At 58.8% G+C, this 13,513-nt stretch carries 14 protein-coding genes and 1 pseudogene; 3 read left to right on the forward strand and 12 right to left on the reverse strand.

Annotated elements, in window-relative coordinates; all coding sequences use genetic code 11:
• Nucleotides 1–116: pseudogene (locus tag DID96_RS36395) on the forward strand (IS5/IS1182 family transposase); the annotation flags it as partial.
• Nucleotides 117–123: 7 nt separating this feature from the next.
• Here the strand turns inward: DID96_RS36395 and DID96_RS36400 are convergent.
• Genes DID96_RS36400 through DID96_RS36430 form a run of 7 tightly spaced genes read right to left on the reverse strand, consistent with a single transcriptional unit; the run spans nt 124 to nt 5,602 of the window.
• Nucleotides 124–615 carry a type II secretion system protein gene (locus tag DID96_RS36400; RefSeq protein WP_124603993.1) on the reverse strand — a complete coding sequence of 164 codons (492 nt, stop codon included), beginning with the start codon at nt 613–615 and terminating at the stop codon, nt 124–126.
• Nucleotides 616–628: 13 nt separating this feature from the next.
• A complete protein-coding gene (locus DID96_RS36405) occupies nt 629–1,069 on the reverse strand; it encodes a type II secretion system protein (protein ID WP_124603994.1) in 441 nt (146 codons plus the stop codon).
• Nucleotides 1,044–1,520, reverse strand: a complete 477-nt coding sequence (locus DID96_RS36410) for a type II secretion system protein (RefSeq protein WP_124603995.1) — start codon at nt 1,518–1,520, stop codon at nt 1,044–1,046. Before DID96_RS36410 ends, DID96_RS36405 begins: the two co-directional genes overlap by 26 nt.
• A 10-nt stretch (nt 1,521–1,530) precedes the next feature.
• Nucleotides 1,531–3,912, reverse strand: a complete 2,382-nt coding sequence (locus DID96_RS36415; protein WP_124603996.1) for a secretin N-terminal domain-containing protein — start codon at nt 3,910–3,912, stop codon at nt 1,531–1,533.
• A gap of 15 nt (nt 3,913–3,927) precedes the next feature.
• Nucleotides 3,928–4,455 (reverse strand): hypothetical protein, encoded by a 528-nt coding sequence (locus DID96_RS36420; RefSeq protein WP_124603997.1) that lies wholly within the window; start codon nt 4,453–4,455, stop codon nt 3,928–3,930.
• Complete coding sequence (locus DID96_RS36425) at nt 4,452–5,054, reverse strand: hypothetical protein (protein WP_124603998.1); 603 nt, start codon at nt 5,052–5,054, stop codon at nt 4,452–4,454. The genes DID96_RS36420 and DID96_RS36425 overlap by 4 nt, the downstream gene beginning before the upstream one ends.
• A 20-nt stretch (nt 5,055–5,074) precedes the next feature.
• Nucleotides 5,075–5,602: a hypothetical protein gene (locus DID96_RS36430; protein ID WP_124603999.1), complete on the reverse strand. Its 528-nt coding sequence runs from the start codon at nt 5,600–5,602 to the stop codon at nt 5,075–5,077.
• 77 nt (nt 5,603–5,679) lie between these two features.
• On the opposite strand from DID96_RS36430, the gene DID96_RS36435 reads away from it, so the two are divergent.
• On the forward strand, nt 5,680–5,889 hold the full coding sequence (locus tag DID96_RS36435; protein ID WP_124604000.1) for a hypothetical protein: 210 nt from the start codon (nt 5,680–5,682) through the stop codon (nt 5,887–5,889).
• Nucleotides 5,890–6,385: 496 nt separating this feature from the next.
• Here DID96_RS36435 and DID96_RS36440 read toward each other — a convergent pair whose 3' ends face one another.
• The 5 genes from DID96_RS36440 to DID96_RS36460 form a co-directional block, all read right to left on the reverse strand.
• Nucleotides 6,386–8,071, reverse strand: a complete 1,686-nt coding sequence (locus DID96_RS36440; RefSeq protein WP_124604002.1) for a GspE/PulE family protein — start codon at nt 8,069–8,071, stop codon at nt 6,386–6,388.
• On the reverse strand, nt 8,068–9,252 hold the full coding sequence (locus DID96_RS36445) for a type II secretion system F family protein (protein WP_124604004.1): 1,185 nt from the start codon (nt 9,250–9,252) through the stop codon (nt 8,068–8,070). The genes DID96_RS36440 and DID96_RS36445 overlap by 4 nt, the downstream gene beginning before the upstream one ends.
• Before the next feature lie 22 nt (nt 9,253–9,274).
• A complete protein-coding gene (gene gspG, locus DID96_RS36450; RefSeq protein ID WP_124604005.1) occupies nt 9,275–9,742 on the reverse strand; it encodes a type II secretion system major pseudopilin GspG in 468 nt (155 codons plus the stop codon).
• On the reverse strand, nt 9,739–10,377 hold the full coding sequence (locus tag DID96_RS36455; RefSeq protein ID WP_124604007.1) for a lytic transglycosylase domain-containing protein: 639 nt from the start codon (nt 10,375–10,377) through the stop codon (nt 9,739–9,741). The genes gspG and DID96_RS36455 overlap by 4 nt, the downstream gene beginning before the upstream one ends.
• A 195-nt stretch (nt 10,378–10,572) precedes the next feature.
• Nucleotides 10,573–11,718: a cytochrome-c peroxidase gene (locus DID96_RS36460; protein WP_124604009.1), complete on the reverse strand. Its 1,146-nt coding sequence runs from the start codon at nt 11,716–11,718 to the stop codon at nt 10,573–10,575.
• Between the two features lie 546 nt (nt 11,719–12,264).
• Between DID96_RS36460 and DID96_RS36465 the strand changes: the two genes are divergently transcribed.
• Nucleotides 12,265–13,513, forward strand: a 1,249-nt coding sequence (locus DID96_RS36465; protein ID WP_124604011.1) for an IPT/TIG domain-containing protein, incomplete at its 3' end; no start/stop codon positions are given.

Raw genomic sequence — 13,513 nt, forward strand, 5'->3', positions numbered from 1 at the left:
TCTTCAATCGCATCAAACATTTTCGTCGCGTCTCCACTCGTTACGACAAGCTCGCCGGCAACTATTTCGCCTTCGCGGTGCTTGCCTGCGCCTTTGGGCCGCTGGTGAGAATGTGAACAGGACCTAGGGTGCCGTGGCGACAGAAGGACGCGCGACAGTGACAGGCGACATTTGGTAATAGAAGACCCATTCCGAATAGCTACTCTTACCGGCAAAGGTTACGAACGGCTCGGGAAATCCGGCGGTCTTAATCGGCCGCCGGGCAGAAGCGCTGCTTATCCCCATGATTTCGCCACCGGGCGCCATGACCAGCAACCAGTCTGTTCGTCCGGTAATTGGATCTGGGTAGATTTGGCGTAGATGACGGACGACAGTTGGAAAGCGTGGATCTTTGAGCAAGACCTGAAGTGACGAGGGGTATGGGTTGCTCCCGCGAGGCGTGGCTTCATAGTAGCTCTTCAATGCTGCACGAAACTGCGCGCCCACAAATAGAAGCTCCGCCTCTGCGGACCGGCGTCGGGCGATCGAGCCTAGCTCCGCTGCAGCCGCGGAGACAATTCCAAGGATCGCGACAAAAATCACCAATCCGAGGTACGTAAATCCTTTCGGCGGCATACCCCGCCCGGTCCTAGTAGTCGGCATACCTTGTCCCATGCCTGTCGCTTCCCGGCGCGTTACTCTTAACGTCGTAGATCTTTCCCTGGTCGGGATCGTCAGGCGGCAGTATCTTCCACTCAGCCGTCGGCCCGGCCACGGGATCAATGGGGATTGCGCGCAGATACCTCTTGTCCACAAGTTCAGTGAGACTATCGGGGTAACGCCCGACATCCGCGTAGAACTTGTCGATGGTCTCACGCATGATTCTCAGATTTTCGTGCAGCACCGTCTCCTTCGATGCTTCGATACCTTGAAAGTACCGCGGCACGGCAAGCGTCAATAAGACGGCGATGATCGCCATCACGACGAGCAGCTCAATCAGCGTGAAACCGTTGGTGCCATGGTGACGAGGCCGTCTCGTCGGCCCGCAAGATGCACCAGGCTCGCTACCACCGACGATATGGGATGCCATTGAGTCCAGTACCTGCTGATTTCGAATAGACGTCGTAGACATCTTCGCCTTCGTGCGGATCAGTCGCTTCGCTCGCATAGCTGCGTTTCCCCCATGTATCCGCGTCAGCGATGCTGGCGTCCGTGGAAAACGGGTCACGTGGAATGTGACGCAAGAAATAGATCTTTGATTTCTTGGGATCCCGGACATCCTCGACGCCATCGACGAGAACATTGAGATCTTTGGGATAGCCGGTGCTGTCGGCCACCTTCTCGATGCGGCCGCGCTCGGCAGCGTCCTTGTATGCGTCGATCGCGGTACGCATTTCCCGCAAGTCAACGCGCAGCTCCTGTTCTTTCACACGTTGGACGGATACCTGCGCGATCGGGATCGCGATGCAGGCCAACACCGCGAGTACTGCCAGCGTGACGAGAAGCTCGATCAGGGTAAAACCGTTCTGAGCGTTCCGCATGTAGCACCCTTCAGGGTACGACAACGATGGCTTGCGGTGCCGGCAGCGCAAGTGGAACCGTCGTCCCGTTCTGTCCGAGCGGGGTCATCGAAACAATCGCGAGCGAGGTCGGATTGGCCGAACTGATCGGCTTAAATGTCGCGGTCAGAATGGCACCCTGACCGGTCGCTCCGGCGCCAGCCGCCTGACCGTCGCCAGTGTATGTGTCGGTCACGTATATCTGCCCCGTAGCGGAATCCGCCCGAACCTGGAAACTGGTCGGCACGCCCCCCTGTTTCAGAAAATCCCCCTCCACAACACTGGCCACTTCCAGCTTCTTCGGGTCGTAGCCTATCGCCAGCGGGATACCCGTGACCGGCAGACTCGAGTTCACAACCAGTTGCACGGTGAACGGCTCACCGACTTTAGCTTGCGCCGGTGCAAGCCAGGTCGCTTGAGCAGTGCCGTTGGTTGTGTCAGATCCGCCATTCGTCGAAGAACCGACAGACGCGCCCGACGCGGCGGTTCCGGGCACGCCCGGGGGAGAATTGACGGCGCTGCTGGCGCTTGCCGGTGCCGCGGCTACCGCTTCACCGCTCGGTGCCTCTTGCGAAACGCGAGGAAGGGCAGCCGGCGACGTGCTGGGCGCGATGAGGTTACCGCTGACGTCGCTCCTCTCCAGGCTGCGTGAGTTCGACTCGGTGCCGGAGTCGAATGCCAGCAGTCGTGCATCCGGGCTCGGTAGGCTGCGAACGAGATGAGGCGTTATCGACAGGACGATCTCTGTCTTTTTCGAGTCGTTCTGATGGCTGGAAAAGAGTCTGCCCAGTAGCGGTAGCTGGCCGAGTCCCGGGACCTTGTTCGCGCTTCGCGTGTCGTCATCGTTGATTAGGCCGGCCAGAACCTGATTCTCCCCATCCTTCAGTCGAAGCACTGTGGCCGCGGACCGGGTTCCAATCTGGTAAGCGATCGTGCCTTGTGAGGTCGTCAACTGATTGGCGATGTTGCTCACCTCGAGATTGATCTTGATTTCCACTTCGCCATCGGAAGCTATGACTGGCGTGACTTCCAGTTTCAACCCCACGTCGAGATATTGCACGTTTGACGACACAAAGCCGGTCGCCGTCGATGTGGAGGTGATATTCGGGACTTTGTCGCCGATCAGGATCTTGGCAGTCTCGCGGCTACGCACGCGAATGCGGGGATTGGCGAGCAGATTTGCATCCGTCGTCGTCAGACTCGCGTTGACCGTCAGCGGCGTGATTGTCGCTCCAACACCCGCCGTCGTCAGTCGACCCAGATCGGCCAGCGTCAATGTATTGTTCGATCCGTTGGTCAATGGCGTCAGCGTAAGCTGGTCGGGGTACTTGATGCCGAGGCTTGACAGTCGGTCCCGGTCGACTTCCAGGATCTCGACCTCCAACATCACTTCCGGGTCCGGCAAATCCAGGAGTTGAACCAGCTTTTCTGCGATCGAAACGGCCTCCGGTGAGTCGCGCATGATGACCGTGCTTTCCTTCTTGTCGACGATGAGATCGCGAGTCTTGACGATCGTTTTGAGCGTATTGGCAACCTGTTCCGGATCGGCGTGAGCGAGGAAAAAGGTGCGTACAGTGAGCGACTTGTAGTCTTTGAGCTTGGCCGGCGTGTTTGGATAGATGAGCATCGTTTTCCTGTCGAGCGTGCGCGCTTCCAGCTGATTGGTCATCAACACGACATCGATGGCTTCCTTGACGGTTGTGTTAGTCAGGAACACGGAGGTTTTCTGGTCTGTGCGGACATCCTTGTCGAAGACAAAATTGATGCCCGACGTGCGAGATAGAACCTCAAAAATCTGACCAAGCGTGGCGTCCTTGAAATCGATTGACAGAACGCGCTTCAGTGCGGCCGCCATTTGCGGGTTAGCAGGCGGGCGCTCCAGCTGCTCTTCCAGAGACTTCGACAGGGTCCTCGCCGGTCCATTGGCTGGGTCTTCGGCAAGAATTTTTCGGAGCAACGCTATTGCAGCATCGACGTCTTTCTTGGCCGCCATTGTTCGGGCCTGGTCTAACCAATTTGAGTGAAGTGCATCGGCATCGAGCTGCTGCAATCCAGACTTCGCACGGTCATTGTCCGGATCAAGCTTCAAAACCTTCTGATAGTCGTCGCGGGCGATCGTCGGACTCCCTTTGCGTGTAGCGTCCTTAGCCGCCTCGAGCCATGTGACGATGGCTTGATCGCGCAATTGTAGGTACGTAGCCCGCAATGCGGCATTGGTCGGCTCATTCTTGAGTTCGGCTCGCAACGTGGCGAGACTCTCGTCCACCTTGCCGGCATCGAATGACTTGTGCGCTTCGCGCAATGCCCGCTCGCTGCCGCACGCGGACAGTATCGTCACGAGAACAATGCCGAACAGGAGGGATTTTGGTGACATGGCCCGTGCCGCTCGCTATTTGATACTCAACTCTTGTGGCTCGTTCAGAGGCACGTAGAGAATAGTCACGGTCGGGGGTGCAATTTTCTCGACCCGGTACGTGTCACCGATGATGTCGTTGGCCTTGACGATCAGGACCTCGTTTTCTCGCGCCAGGAAGATGCGCCATTGATCTCCGTCGAGTTCCTTTCCCAAGTAAGTGAATGGCAGCGGTGGTGCAGATGGTTTCGCCGGGGCGGAGGGCGCCGGCGGAGGAGGCGCCCAGGACAGAACGCCAAATGGTGCGACGTCCGGCTTTTCGTTCTCGTGTGACGTCGGGAGGACGCGGTCCTGAAGCAGGAGAACGCCAGCAGGTGCGGCGTCGACATGATCGGACGCGTCTGCAGTTGCCGAGTGCGCCTCTGCCGGACGCTGCGTGGGCGCCGGGCCCGGTGCGGCGTGGGTGGCCAATACCACTTCGCCAGGGCTCGAGCGATCCCCGAACACCGCAACGAGTGCGGAGGATATCAACCCGCCTGCCAATACCATGCGGCGCACTCTCATCTGACCGTCTCCGTGATGAGGCGCGCTCCCGTCGACGGACTGGTTGGCGTCGGCCACGAGGGTTGCGAAGCGACAAAGAACGTCAGTCGAATCGTGGCCTCGACCTGCCCGCTGCTCACCTTGTCTCGATGGAACCTGATTGCGTCGAGTGAGGCAAACGGTAGTTCGGCCAGTACCTGCTCGCAGAATCCCAGGATAGTCGAGTAACTGGACCTCATGGGCAAGTCAATCTGATACATCTTGTATTGCCCGGCCTTTTCGGTGGCGATTCGATAATCCGCCTTCTCGAGTGTCACGCCTGAGCGGCCAGCAAGTTCGAAAAGTTTCCCGACCGAACCCTCCAGCTGATCTTCAGGGGCAAGCACCGAGTAGAAGTGGTTGAGACGTTGTGTCACCTGCCTGGCACCGCTGATTGGCTTCACAACTGATCGCGGAGAAGTCCGCTCGGGTGCGCGCAGCTGGTCCTCCTGCACATGCAGTTCCTGGTACAGCAAAGGCGTGACGATGCCGGCCAGCGAAAGACCCAGCATCAATGTTCCGCACGCGACCCATTCCGCCGCGGTTAGCGTTGCGAGCCCGAGAATGATGTTGAGCGTCATCCGTTTCATCTCTCGTGTCCTTACCACGTCGCATCGAACCTGAATCGAATGGGCGCATTGGGATCAGCCGTGTTGATCTCATGATGGGAGAGGGTCACGGTCTTGAAGAACTTGCCTTGCTTGAGCGCTTCAATGTACTGAATCATGGCTTCTGGCGTGGCTGCCTCGGCCATCCCCTTCAGGGTGAGCGTCGAGGCCTCGGGCTCGATTGCCAGCAACGCGACGTGCGGCGTAGACGCGCTCTGTAGCGCCGCGAAGAAATCTCTCCACGGTACATTCAGTCGGCCAATTGCCTGACTGACTGCGCGCAACTGCACTTCGGGAGGAAGCGCCGGCGGGCGATTTGCCGTTTCGCGCATCGCACGTGCAGCCGCCATCTGACTAGCGTGCGCGCGAAGCCGCGAGTTCATCGTTTGAATTTCATCAATTCGATAACCGGCCCAGAGGCACAGGCCGACACCGACCAGTCCCATCCAACGGACTGGCGCGCGCAAGCGCAGCCGCTGTCGCCTTGTCGATGGCAAGAAATCGATGTTCAGGCTTCTCATGGCGATGGCCCTTCCAACGTTGCCGCCGGAGACTCAGGGTTCCCGCTGGGGCGCGCATCGCCGTCTACCCATTCGAAATGAAAACCTTCGATACCTGTCGCCTGCCTGGTTGCAGGCATGTCTCCGCACAACAGGACACTCTCCGGGAGACGAGCTTCGTGTTGCAGGGCGACGCAGCGCAGGGCCGACGCGAGTGTGTCGAGCTGCATTTCCTCGCCCGACGGTTGCCTTACTTTCCGCACGTGCGCGATACGCTGATCCTGCACAAGTGCCATGGTCACGATTGAATCGTTCGATACGCCGAACCATGTATCGTGCTTGCGGACTCGCCGATGATGCCTGTTCCACTCGGCTACGAACCGCGAAACACAGCACTGGATGCGAATACGACGAGACGACAATGCCGAGCGAATTGCATCCGTTAGTGCCAGCGGAACCGCGCACGCCATAAACCGTCTGGTCGCATGCCAGTCCGCTTGGAGATTCCATGCGGCCGGCGACTCACCAAAGAGCTCTTCGAATCGCCAGAGCGCGCACAGTCTGAGATCTCCCCGAGTAGTCGCGTTATTTGGCGGCACGACGATCCAGAATCGGGCATACGCGTCACTCACTACGATGTCCACATCAAGATTCGACCCGTGCCCCTCAGCAAGGCATGACGTAATTGCGTCTTCAACGGTCGCCAACCCGGTAACGGGATGTTTCCTGAGCTGGGCGGCCGTACTCCTTACATCACGCGGGCAAAGAGCGACATGATCCCGAGCAATCTGGAGTTGAGCGGTTTCACGTGACCAGCGCCACACGTCGAACCTCTTCCAGTGTAGTAAGCCCGCGCTTGGCCCAATCCAGGCTTGTTTGGTGCAATGTCTTTGTGCCCTGCCTGTATGCGGCCTCTTTGATTTGCCTGATGGGTGCCTTCTCGACAATCATCTCGCGGATCTCGTCATTCAGGATAAGGATCTCCGCAATCGCTCTGCGTCCACGGTACCCGGTGCCTCGGCAGTCTCCGCATCCTGCACCCGTTACAAATGTGAACTGTTCTCCGTCGTCCGGCCGAAGACCGGCCTTGCGCAGTTGCTCTGCTGTCGGGTGCGCTGGCTGGCTGCAACGCGCGCAAGTCAGGCGAACGAGTCGCTGGGCACAGATACCATTCAGCGCCGATACAAAGGCATAGGGATCGATTCGCATGTGCGAGAATCGCCCAACGACGTCAAAAACGTTGTTGGCGTGCACAGTCGTCAGCACGAGGTGGCCGGTGAGTGCTGCCTGAACTGCGATCTCAGCCGTCTCCGAATCTCGGATCTCGCCAACCATGATCTTGTCCGGGTCGTGGCGCAGAATGGAGCGCAGGCCGCGCGCGAAGGACAGCCCCTTCTTGTCGTTCACCGGGATTTGCAAGACACCAGGCAACTGATATTCCACTGGATCTTCAATCGTGATGATCTTGTCGTGGCTGGTGTGCGTCTCGGCAATGACGGCATACAGGGTCGTCGTCTTGCCAGATCCTGTTGGACCGGTCACCAGCAACATCCCATGGGGCGCATCTGCGAGTTGGCGCAGTGTTTGTAGCGACAGCTCGTCAAACCCCAGCGCATGGAGGCTCAGACTGCCGTGGGCCTCGATCAGGGCGCGTTTATCGAGGATCCGGATCACGGCATCCTCGCCATGGACGCTTGGCATGATCGAGACGCGAAGGTCGATCTCCCGGCCCTGCGCGCTCACCCGGAACCTGCCGTCCTGCGGAATCCGGCGCTCGCCGATATCCAGTTCAGCCAGTACCTTGAGCCTGGAGATTGCCTGTTCTGCCAGCTCGTCGCCACTGAACGAAGCCGCCGGCACAAGGACACCATCGATGCGGTATCTCACTGCGAGGCCGTTCATATGGCACTCGAAATGAACGTCAGAAGCGCCAGCCTTTAGACCGTCGTAAAGCGTGGAATTGATGAGCTTGATGGCGGGGCTCGAACTGTCGGCAACGGCCGCAAATGAGAGTTCCGGCGTGGTTTTTCGGTCCCTCGTATCGCTGCCGGCGATAGCAAGGATGCCATCAACCGCGCGGGTGTTTTCCTCCTGCCTATCCAAGTAGGCGCGTATATCTTCGGCGACCGCCAGCCGGAACTGCAATAGTGCGTTGGCGTGCGCGTCCAGCCAGACCTGCAGATCCGCATCAAACGGGTCCGCGACCACCCCCCAGAGTTCGCCAGCCGACGTCCGCAGCAGAATAGCGCCCCGCTGTAGCGCCTTGGCGAGAGGCAGCAGGTCAAACGCGGGCGTCGCCTCGTTCATGTGTGCTGTTTCAACCACTGGCCAGTCCAGATACGCGCCAAGCATGGCAACGATTTCCCGGCCGCCCCTTCCCGTTGTCGTCGTTAGCGCGCTGATCATGCTCCCGGAAGACCGGCTCGCGAGCTCACGAGCCGTCTCGATCAGATCCCGGTCAAGTGCGGAGATCAGCGTAGATTCGTTCATTCCAGGCTCGAAGCCAGATCAAAGATCGGCATGTATAGGAGAATCACGATGGATCCGACGACCACTCCGATCACGGCCATCAACAGAGGCTCGAACGTGCGCGTGAACCGGTCCACGAACCGTGAAATGTCACCCTCGTAAAATTGCGCAGCCTGTCGGAGCATCTGCCCCATCTGGCCAGACTGCTCGCCTACACGCAGCATGCGTAGGGAGACGGCTGTCGTGAGACGCTGTCCTTCGAGCGCTGCTGCAAGCCCATAGCCAGCTTCAACGTGCTTGCTAACCCCGTCAAACGCATGGCCCCAGTCGCGTGGAATCACCGCGCGCGCACTGCGAAGCGCCTCCATGATCGGCATGCCTCCTTCAAGCAGTACGCCGAGCGTCAGGTAAAGACGTGATAGCTGATACGTGCGAACATGCTCGCCGACGAGTGGTAACCGCAGTAGCAGTGTCCCTAGCCCGCCATTGGCCAGAAACGAACGCACTGCTGCCGCCAGCGCAACCGTACCTGTAACCGCGCCGATGCCAAATGCAAAGCTATGGCCCGCGATGAATTTCCCACCTTTGATCATCGCAAGGGAGAGCAGTGGAAGAGGGCGACCGGTGTCCTGGTAGATGACCGCGAAGCGCGGTACAACATAGGCCATCAGGAAGACGGTCACCGCGCCACCCACTGCACAGAGAATCAGCGGGTAAAGCGAAGCGCTCACGACCTTGTTACGCACCGTGTCGACCCGCTGCTGGTAGGCCACGTAGCGCTCGAGGGCCACCGGCAGGTCGCTCGTACCTTCCGCCGACCGGACCAGGCCGACGTATATCGGCGGAAAGACGGATGTGTGCTCCGCAAGTGCGGCGGAAAGTCGGTTGCCTTCACGCAACCGCTGCAGGAGCCGTCCAATCAGGGCTTTGGTGCTTTGCACCGCCTCCTTTTCTTCGAGGGCTTCGAGGGCCTCCACGATCCCGAGGCCTGCGCTCAACAGCGCAAGCAACTCCTGCGTAAATAGCGTGACGGGAAACCGAAACCGCCGCGTCGTTGCCCGTCCGACAATCGACGGACGGATGTCAATAGCGCGAAGTGACTGCGCCTCAAGCTGACGCCTCGCGGCTTCCAGGTCGTTTGCTTCGACGCTCACCAGCACGATCCGGTGGTCAGCGCCAAGAACCCGCGCATCGAAACGCATCGCTAGCCCCTCACTCATGGAGTCACGGAATGGAAATTTCAGGGCTTTCGCCTGTTCCCCCTGGCACGCCACTCTTGCCGAGTGTCTTCACCTCGAACTCGCCTTTGGGTCCGGGAACCCTGTACTGGTACGGTCGGCCCCACGGATCAGGGGGTATCTCCTTCTTCAGGTACGGGCCATTCCAGTTTGCGACGTTGGTTGGCTCCACCATGAGAGCATTCAGGCCTTCCTCGGTCGTGGGATAGCGCCCCACGTCGAGTCGAAACGCGTCGAGCGCTTTCTCAAACGACGCGAGTTGCGCTTTCGCGAGCGTCGTTTGAGACTTGTTCACCTGCGAAAAGTATCTGGGTCCCACGTACGATGCGAGTAGGCCGATGATGACGATGACCACGAGCAGCTCAAGCAGCGTAAATCCTTTTGCGCGTGCCGCCGGTCCTGAAGGTTGATGTCCCGCAGTCTCGTTCCCAACCGAATCTCTGGCGAACTTCATCGGATCCCCTCCCGTTCCATGTTCATTGCCCGGTAGGCCTCGTAGCGTGCCAATACCTTTGGGACGTAGAGCATCGTTTCCCGATACGGCGGAATCAGTCCATGGTGGCCGATGATCGTGTGCTCACCCGCGTTGTACGCGGACAAGGCCAGCACGACGTTGCCGTGATAGGTGTCGAGAAGCGTCTTTAGATGACGGACACCGGCCTCGATATTCTGGTAGCCATCAAACGCATCTCTCACGCCATAGCGCGTAGCCGTTTGTGGCATCAGTTGCATCATCCCGGCGGCTCCTTTGCCAGAGCGTGCATGGGGATTGAAGTGTGATTCCACGTCGATGACAGCCTGCACCAGCGCGGGGTCAACTCCGCGCCTGGTGGCCACGTCCCTGACCACGGCATTCCAGTGCGACGCGAGGGATTTCCCGATTTCCGTAGGCGGCGAGTGGAGTCGGTCGCCGGCCGTTGACTCGATAAGATGCGAAGCCTTATTGCGAGGCGCATCGCTATAGAAGGGTGTGCCGTCGTCCTGTCGTGTCAGGTATATGTCGATTGAAGCAGGGGATGCAGCTTGCCCCAGCAAGGTGATTGCGATGAAAAGCAAAAACGACAAACAACGAAATCTATCGCCCTTCATCTCATTGTTCCCCGAAAGTAGACACCGTTATGTAACAATTCAGCAACGTATGGTGTCCTACCTAATATCGGTCTGTCGGTCGACCGTGCACGGCAGTATAGTAATCGCCAATCTAACCTGCCAATCCGTTGAACTACTATCCCGAGCCCAGATCGCACACCCGTGTCTCATCGGATGCAGCAATCATGCGTGCGGTCAATGTTGGTATGTCTGCGTCGCCCTACGGCTTGTCAGGCTCTCCAGAAAGGAAACCAGATCGTCCTTCTCCTGGGGAGTGAGAATCAACGGACTACCGCTTTGCGCTGTGCGGTAGTACACCTCCTGTTCAACGGCTTCTTTGAGTGTCGCGACGCTCCCTTCATGCATATAGGGTGCCGTCAGCGCGACGTTCCGAAGACTTGGCGTGCGAAATTTTCCGATGTCGCGGGGATCGAGCGTGATGACAAACCTTCCCAGCTCCGCGACATCGTCGCTGCCAAGAACGATTGTCGCAATCGAATCGCCCCGGTTCCTCGAGGCGAGAACCTGATGCGTCAATTCCGTAAGTCGGCTTTCGATCCGCGACATGCCGACGTGAAGAGTATGGAATTGCCCGTCGGTGAACGCAGCACCCTGCGGGCCGATGGTGTGGCAGGTCGAGCACTGTGCCCGCCCCGTAAAGAGCAGGAGCCCTCGCACGGCATCCGGGGAAAGCGCCGCTTTGTCCGCGCCGTAGTAGTAGCGGTCGAACGCCGAGTCGCCTGCGGCGAGGCTGCGTTCGAAGCTCGCGATCGCCCGTGCGACGTGCTGTGCGCCGATATTTCGCGACGAAACGCCAAATGCTGTCTTGAAATCACGGACGTATGCCGTATCTCCTCGAATTGTTCTCAACAGTGAGTCGAGGTTTTTGAGACCCTGCTCAACAGGGTTTACGAAGGGCTCCAGCGCCTGATCCTCCAGGGAGGATTTACGACCATCCCAGAACTGTGCCTCGACCAGTGCCGCATTGAGCAGGCTCGGCGCATTGCGGGTTCCAGTGAGACCATCCACGCCACGTGATTTCGACAAACCGTCGGTGAAGGCGCGTTCGGGTTGGTGGCAACTCGCGCAACTCACAATTCCGTCAGCGCTGAAGCGCTTATCGAAGAAGAGCTTTCGCCCCAGCAGTATCGCCTTTGTGTCGTTGGTTGCGCACGCAGCGCGTGTTGAAAGGGGAAGACCGAGCCGATCGTTGGTCACCTGGCCGGGCGCCGCGAAGGGGAGGGCTGCGGCAATGGCCACGGCGACGCAATGTACGGTGCGCGCTCGCACTCGACTCTGGGCCGATAGCCGGCGGATGATGTTCGCGTCGACTCGCTTCATCGCCACGTCACCCGAAGTAAAAAAGTGTGGTTATGAAGAAACTAGCACACGCTAAAAATCGTACAAGGCAACATTGATTCGCAAACGTTTGCTGATTTGAATTGTGCCAAAAGAGTGCAAGCTCTCGAGCCATCAATACGCACGGCACTTAAATACTTTCTCTCGGTTTATGACATTCACCTTGCATTTCCTTTTAAATGATGATCGCGTTATTGAATGTCAGAACTCCGTGTGCTAGAACAAATGTCATTGCTGCAGGTGACGGCAACATATAAGAAGTAGACCTAAATAGAAGGATAAGATTTCTCGGGGGTTCAAGTGTTCATTCTTCTCAGCAAGGACCTGGGCGCGCCTGCGCTCCTCCTCGTCAAGCCCAGGTCGGGCGGCGCCTTCAACGCAATGCTTTCACCCTGCGCTGTCTGTCCATCTCCGTAGACTCGATCTACCCGATCGATCTCCTGGCTTTTTGTTTGCTTCGGTGAGTCCACATACGGGGTGGCGGCGATGCTGCGTCGATCTTTGCGTGTTCTTCGCGCTGTATGGGCCATGTTGCCGCTTACATTGTTTGCGGCGGTCACGCTCTGCTGGGCGGGCACGTACAACTTGTCCTACGATGAGCTTGGACGGCTAACTGGCGTAGTGGATAGCTCGGGTAACGCCGCGACTTACAATTACGATGCAACGGGCAACATCGTCTCCATTGCCCGCGGCAACGCGGCAGTGTCGATAGTCGGCTTCACGCCGAGTTCCGGCGCAGTCGGCACGAACGTAACGATTTCGGGTTATGGCTTCTCGACGACCGCAAGTCAAAATGCAGTCAGCTTCAATGGCGTCGCGGCCACCGTCACTTCTGCGTCCACCACGCAACTGGTCGCGCAAGTTCCCGCCGGAGCCACCACGGGGCAGATCTCCATCACCACGCCGAGCGGTAGCGCGTCGAGCGCGACAGCGTTTACGGTGACGAGCGCCTTGGCGCCTACGATCAGCGGATTTTCGCCGTTGATTGGCAACGGCGGCAGCTCAGTGACGGTGACAGGCACTAACTTCCGAACCGCCACGAGCGAAGATCATCTCGCATTCAATACCAATCCAGCATTCGTAAGTTCTGCTAGTGCAACTTCTTTGACCGGCACGGTGTCGTCGTTGGCGACGTCGGGCCGAGTCACCCTGACGACACCCTACGGTCAAGCGACAAGCACACAGGACTTCTTTGTTGCACCGAGCCCCTATCAGGCGTCGGCGGTCGCTGTGACCGGTCGTATGCAGATCGGCGCCAGCCAAACCGTCACGCTTCCCAACGCAGGGACGATCGGGCTGATCGTGTTCGACGGCGTTGCAGGACAACGGGTAAGTCTCCTGGTGAGCAACTCGACCTTTGGGTCGTGTGGCTCGGGGGCGATACAAATCCTGAAACCGAACGGGTCACTGGTGGGCGGGACGGCACTGTGCAGCGGCAACTTTTCCGGCGTCCCGTACACGCTACCAATTACTGGAACGTACACGATTATGGTCGCCCCCTCCAGCACGGCGACCGGTAGCGCGACTTTCACTCTCTACAATGTGCCGGCTGATCCAACGGCGACAATCACCCCGGGCGGCTCGCCGGTAACGCTCACGTCCACCGCGCCCGGCCAGCAGATGAGCCTGACCTTTAGTGGCACGGCCGCGCAGCGTGTGTCGCTCACCATCAGTGAGAACACGTCGCTCGCGAGCACCTGGGACACCATCACGATCGTCAACCCCGACGGCTCCCTGCTGGTGAACGGCGCGCGCTTCAATGGCAGTTACTACAGCG

This window comes from Burkholderia sp. Bp8963, assembly GCF_003854275.1.
Taxonomy (GTDB): Bacteria; Pseudomonadota; Gammaproteobacteria; order Burkholderiales; family Burkholderiaceae; genus Burkholderia.

What these genes read in the sequence shown, in the direction of transcription:
- DID96_RS36440 (WP_124604002.1), bottom strand. Translation starts at nt 8,071, where the DNA reads ATGAACGAATCTACGCTGATCTCCGCACTTGACCGGGATCTGATCGAG.
- gspG (WP_124604005.1), bottom strand. Translation starts at nt 9,742, where the DNA reads ATGAAGTTCGCCAGAGATTCGGTTGGGAACGAGACTGCGGGACATCAA.
- DID96_RS36435 (WP_124604000.1), top strand. Translation starts at nt 5,680, where the DNA reads ATGAAAACCTTCGATACCTGTCGCCTGCCTGGTTGCAGGCATGTCTCC.
- DID96_RS36400 (WP_124603993.1), bottom strand. Translation starts at nt 615, where the DNA reads ATGCCGCCGAAAGGATTTACGTACCTCGGATTGGTGATTTTTGTCGCG.
- DID96_RS36430 (WP_124603999.1), bottom strand. Translation starts at nt 5,602, where the DNA reads ATGAGAAGCCTGAACATCGATTTCTTGCCATCGACAAGGCGACAGCGG.
- DID96_RS36410 (WP_124603995.1), bottom strand. Translation starts at nt 1,520, where the DNA reads ATGCGGAACGCTCAGAACGGTTTTACCCTGATCGAGCTTCTCGTCACG.
- DID96_RS36405 (WP_124603994.1), bottom strand. Translation starts at nt 1,069, where the DNA reads ATGGCATCCCATATCGTCGGTGGTAGCGAGCCTGGTGCATCTTGCGGG.
- DID96_RS36455 (WP_124604007.1), bottom strand. Translation starts at nt 10,377, where the DNA reads ATGAAGGGCGATAGATTTCGTTGTTTGTCGTTTTTGCTTTTCATCGCA.
- DID96_RS36425 (WP_124603998.1), bottom strand. Translation starts at nt 5,054, where the DNA reads ATGACGCTCAACATCATTCTCGGGCTCGCAACGCTAACCGCGGCGGAA.
- DID96_RS36460 (WP_124604009.1), bottom strand. Translation starts at nt 11,718, where the DNA reads ATGAAGCGAGTCGACGCGAACATCATCCGCCGGCTATCGGCCCAGAGT.
- DID96_RS36415 (WP_124603996.1), bottom strand. Translation starts at nt 3,912, where the DNA reads ATGTCACCAAAATCCCTCCTGTTCGGCATTGTTCTCGTGACGATACTG.
- DID96_RS36445 (WP_124604004.1), bottom strand. Translation starts at nt 9,252, where the DNA reads ATGCGTTTCGATGCGCGGGTTCTTGGCGCTGACCACCGGATCGTGCTG.
- DID96_RS36420 (WP_124603997.1), bottom strand. Translation starts at nt 4,455, where the DNA reads ATGAGAGTGCGCCGCATGGTATTGGCAGGCGGGTTGATATCCTCCGCA.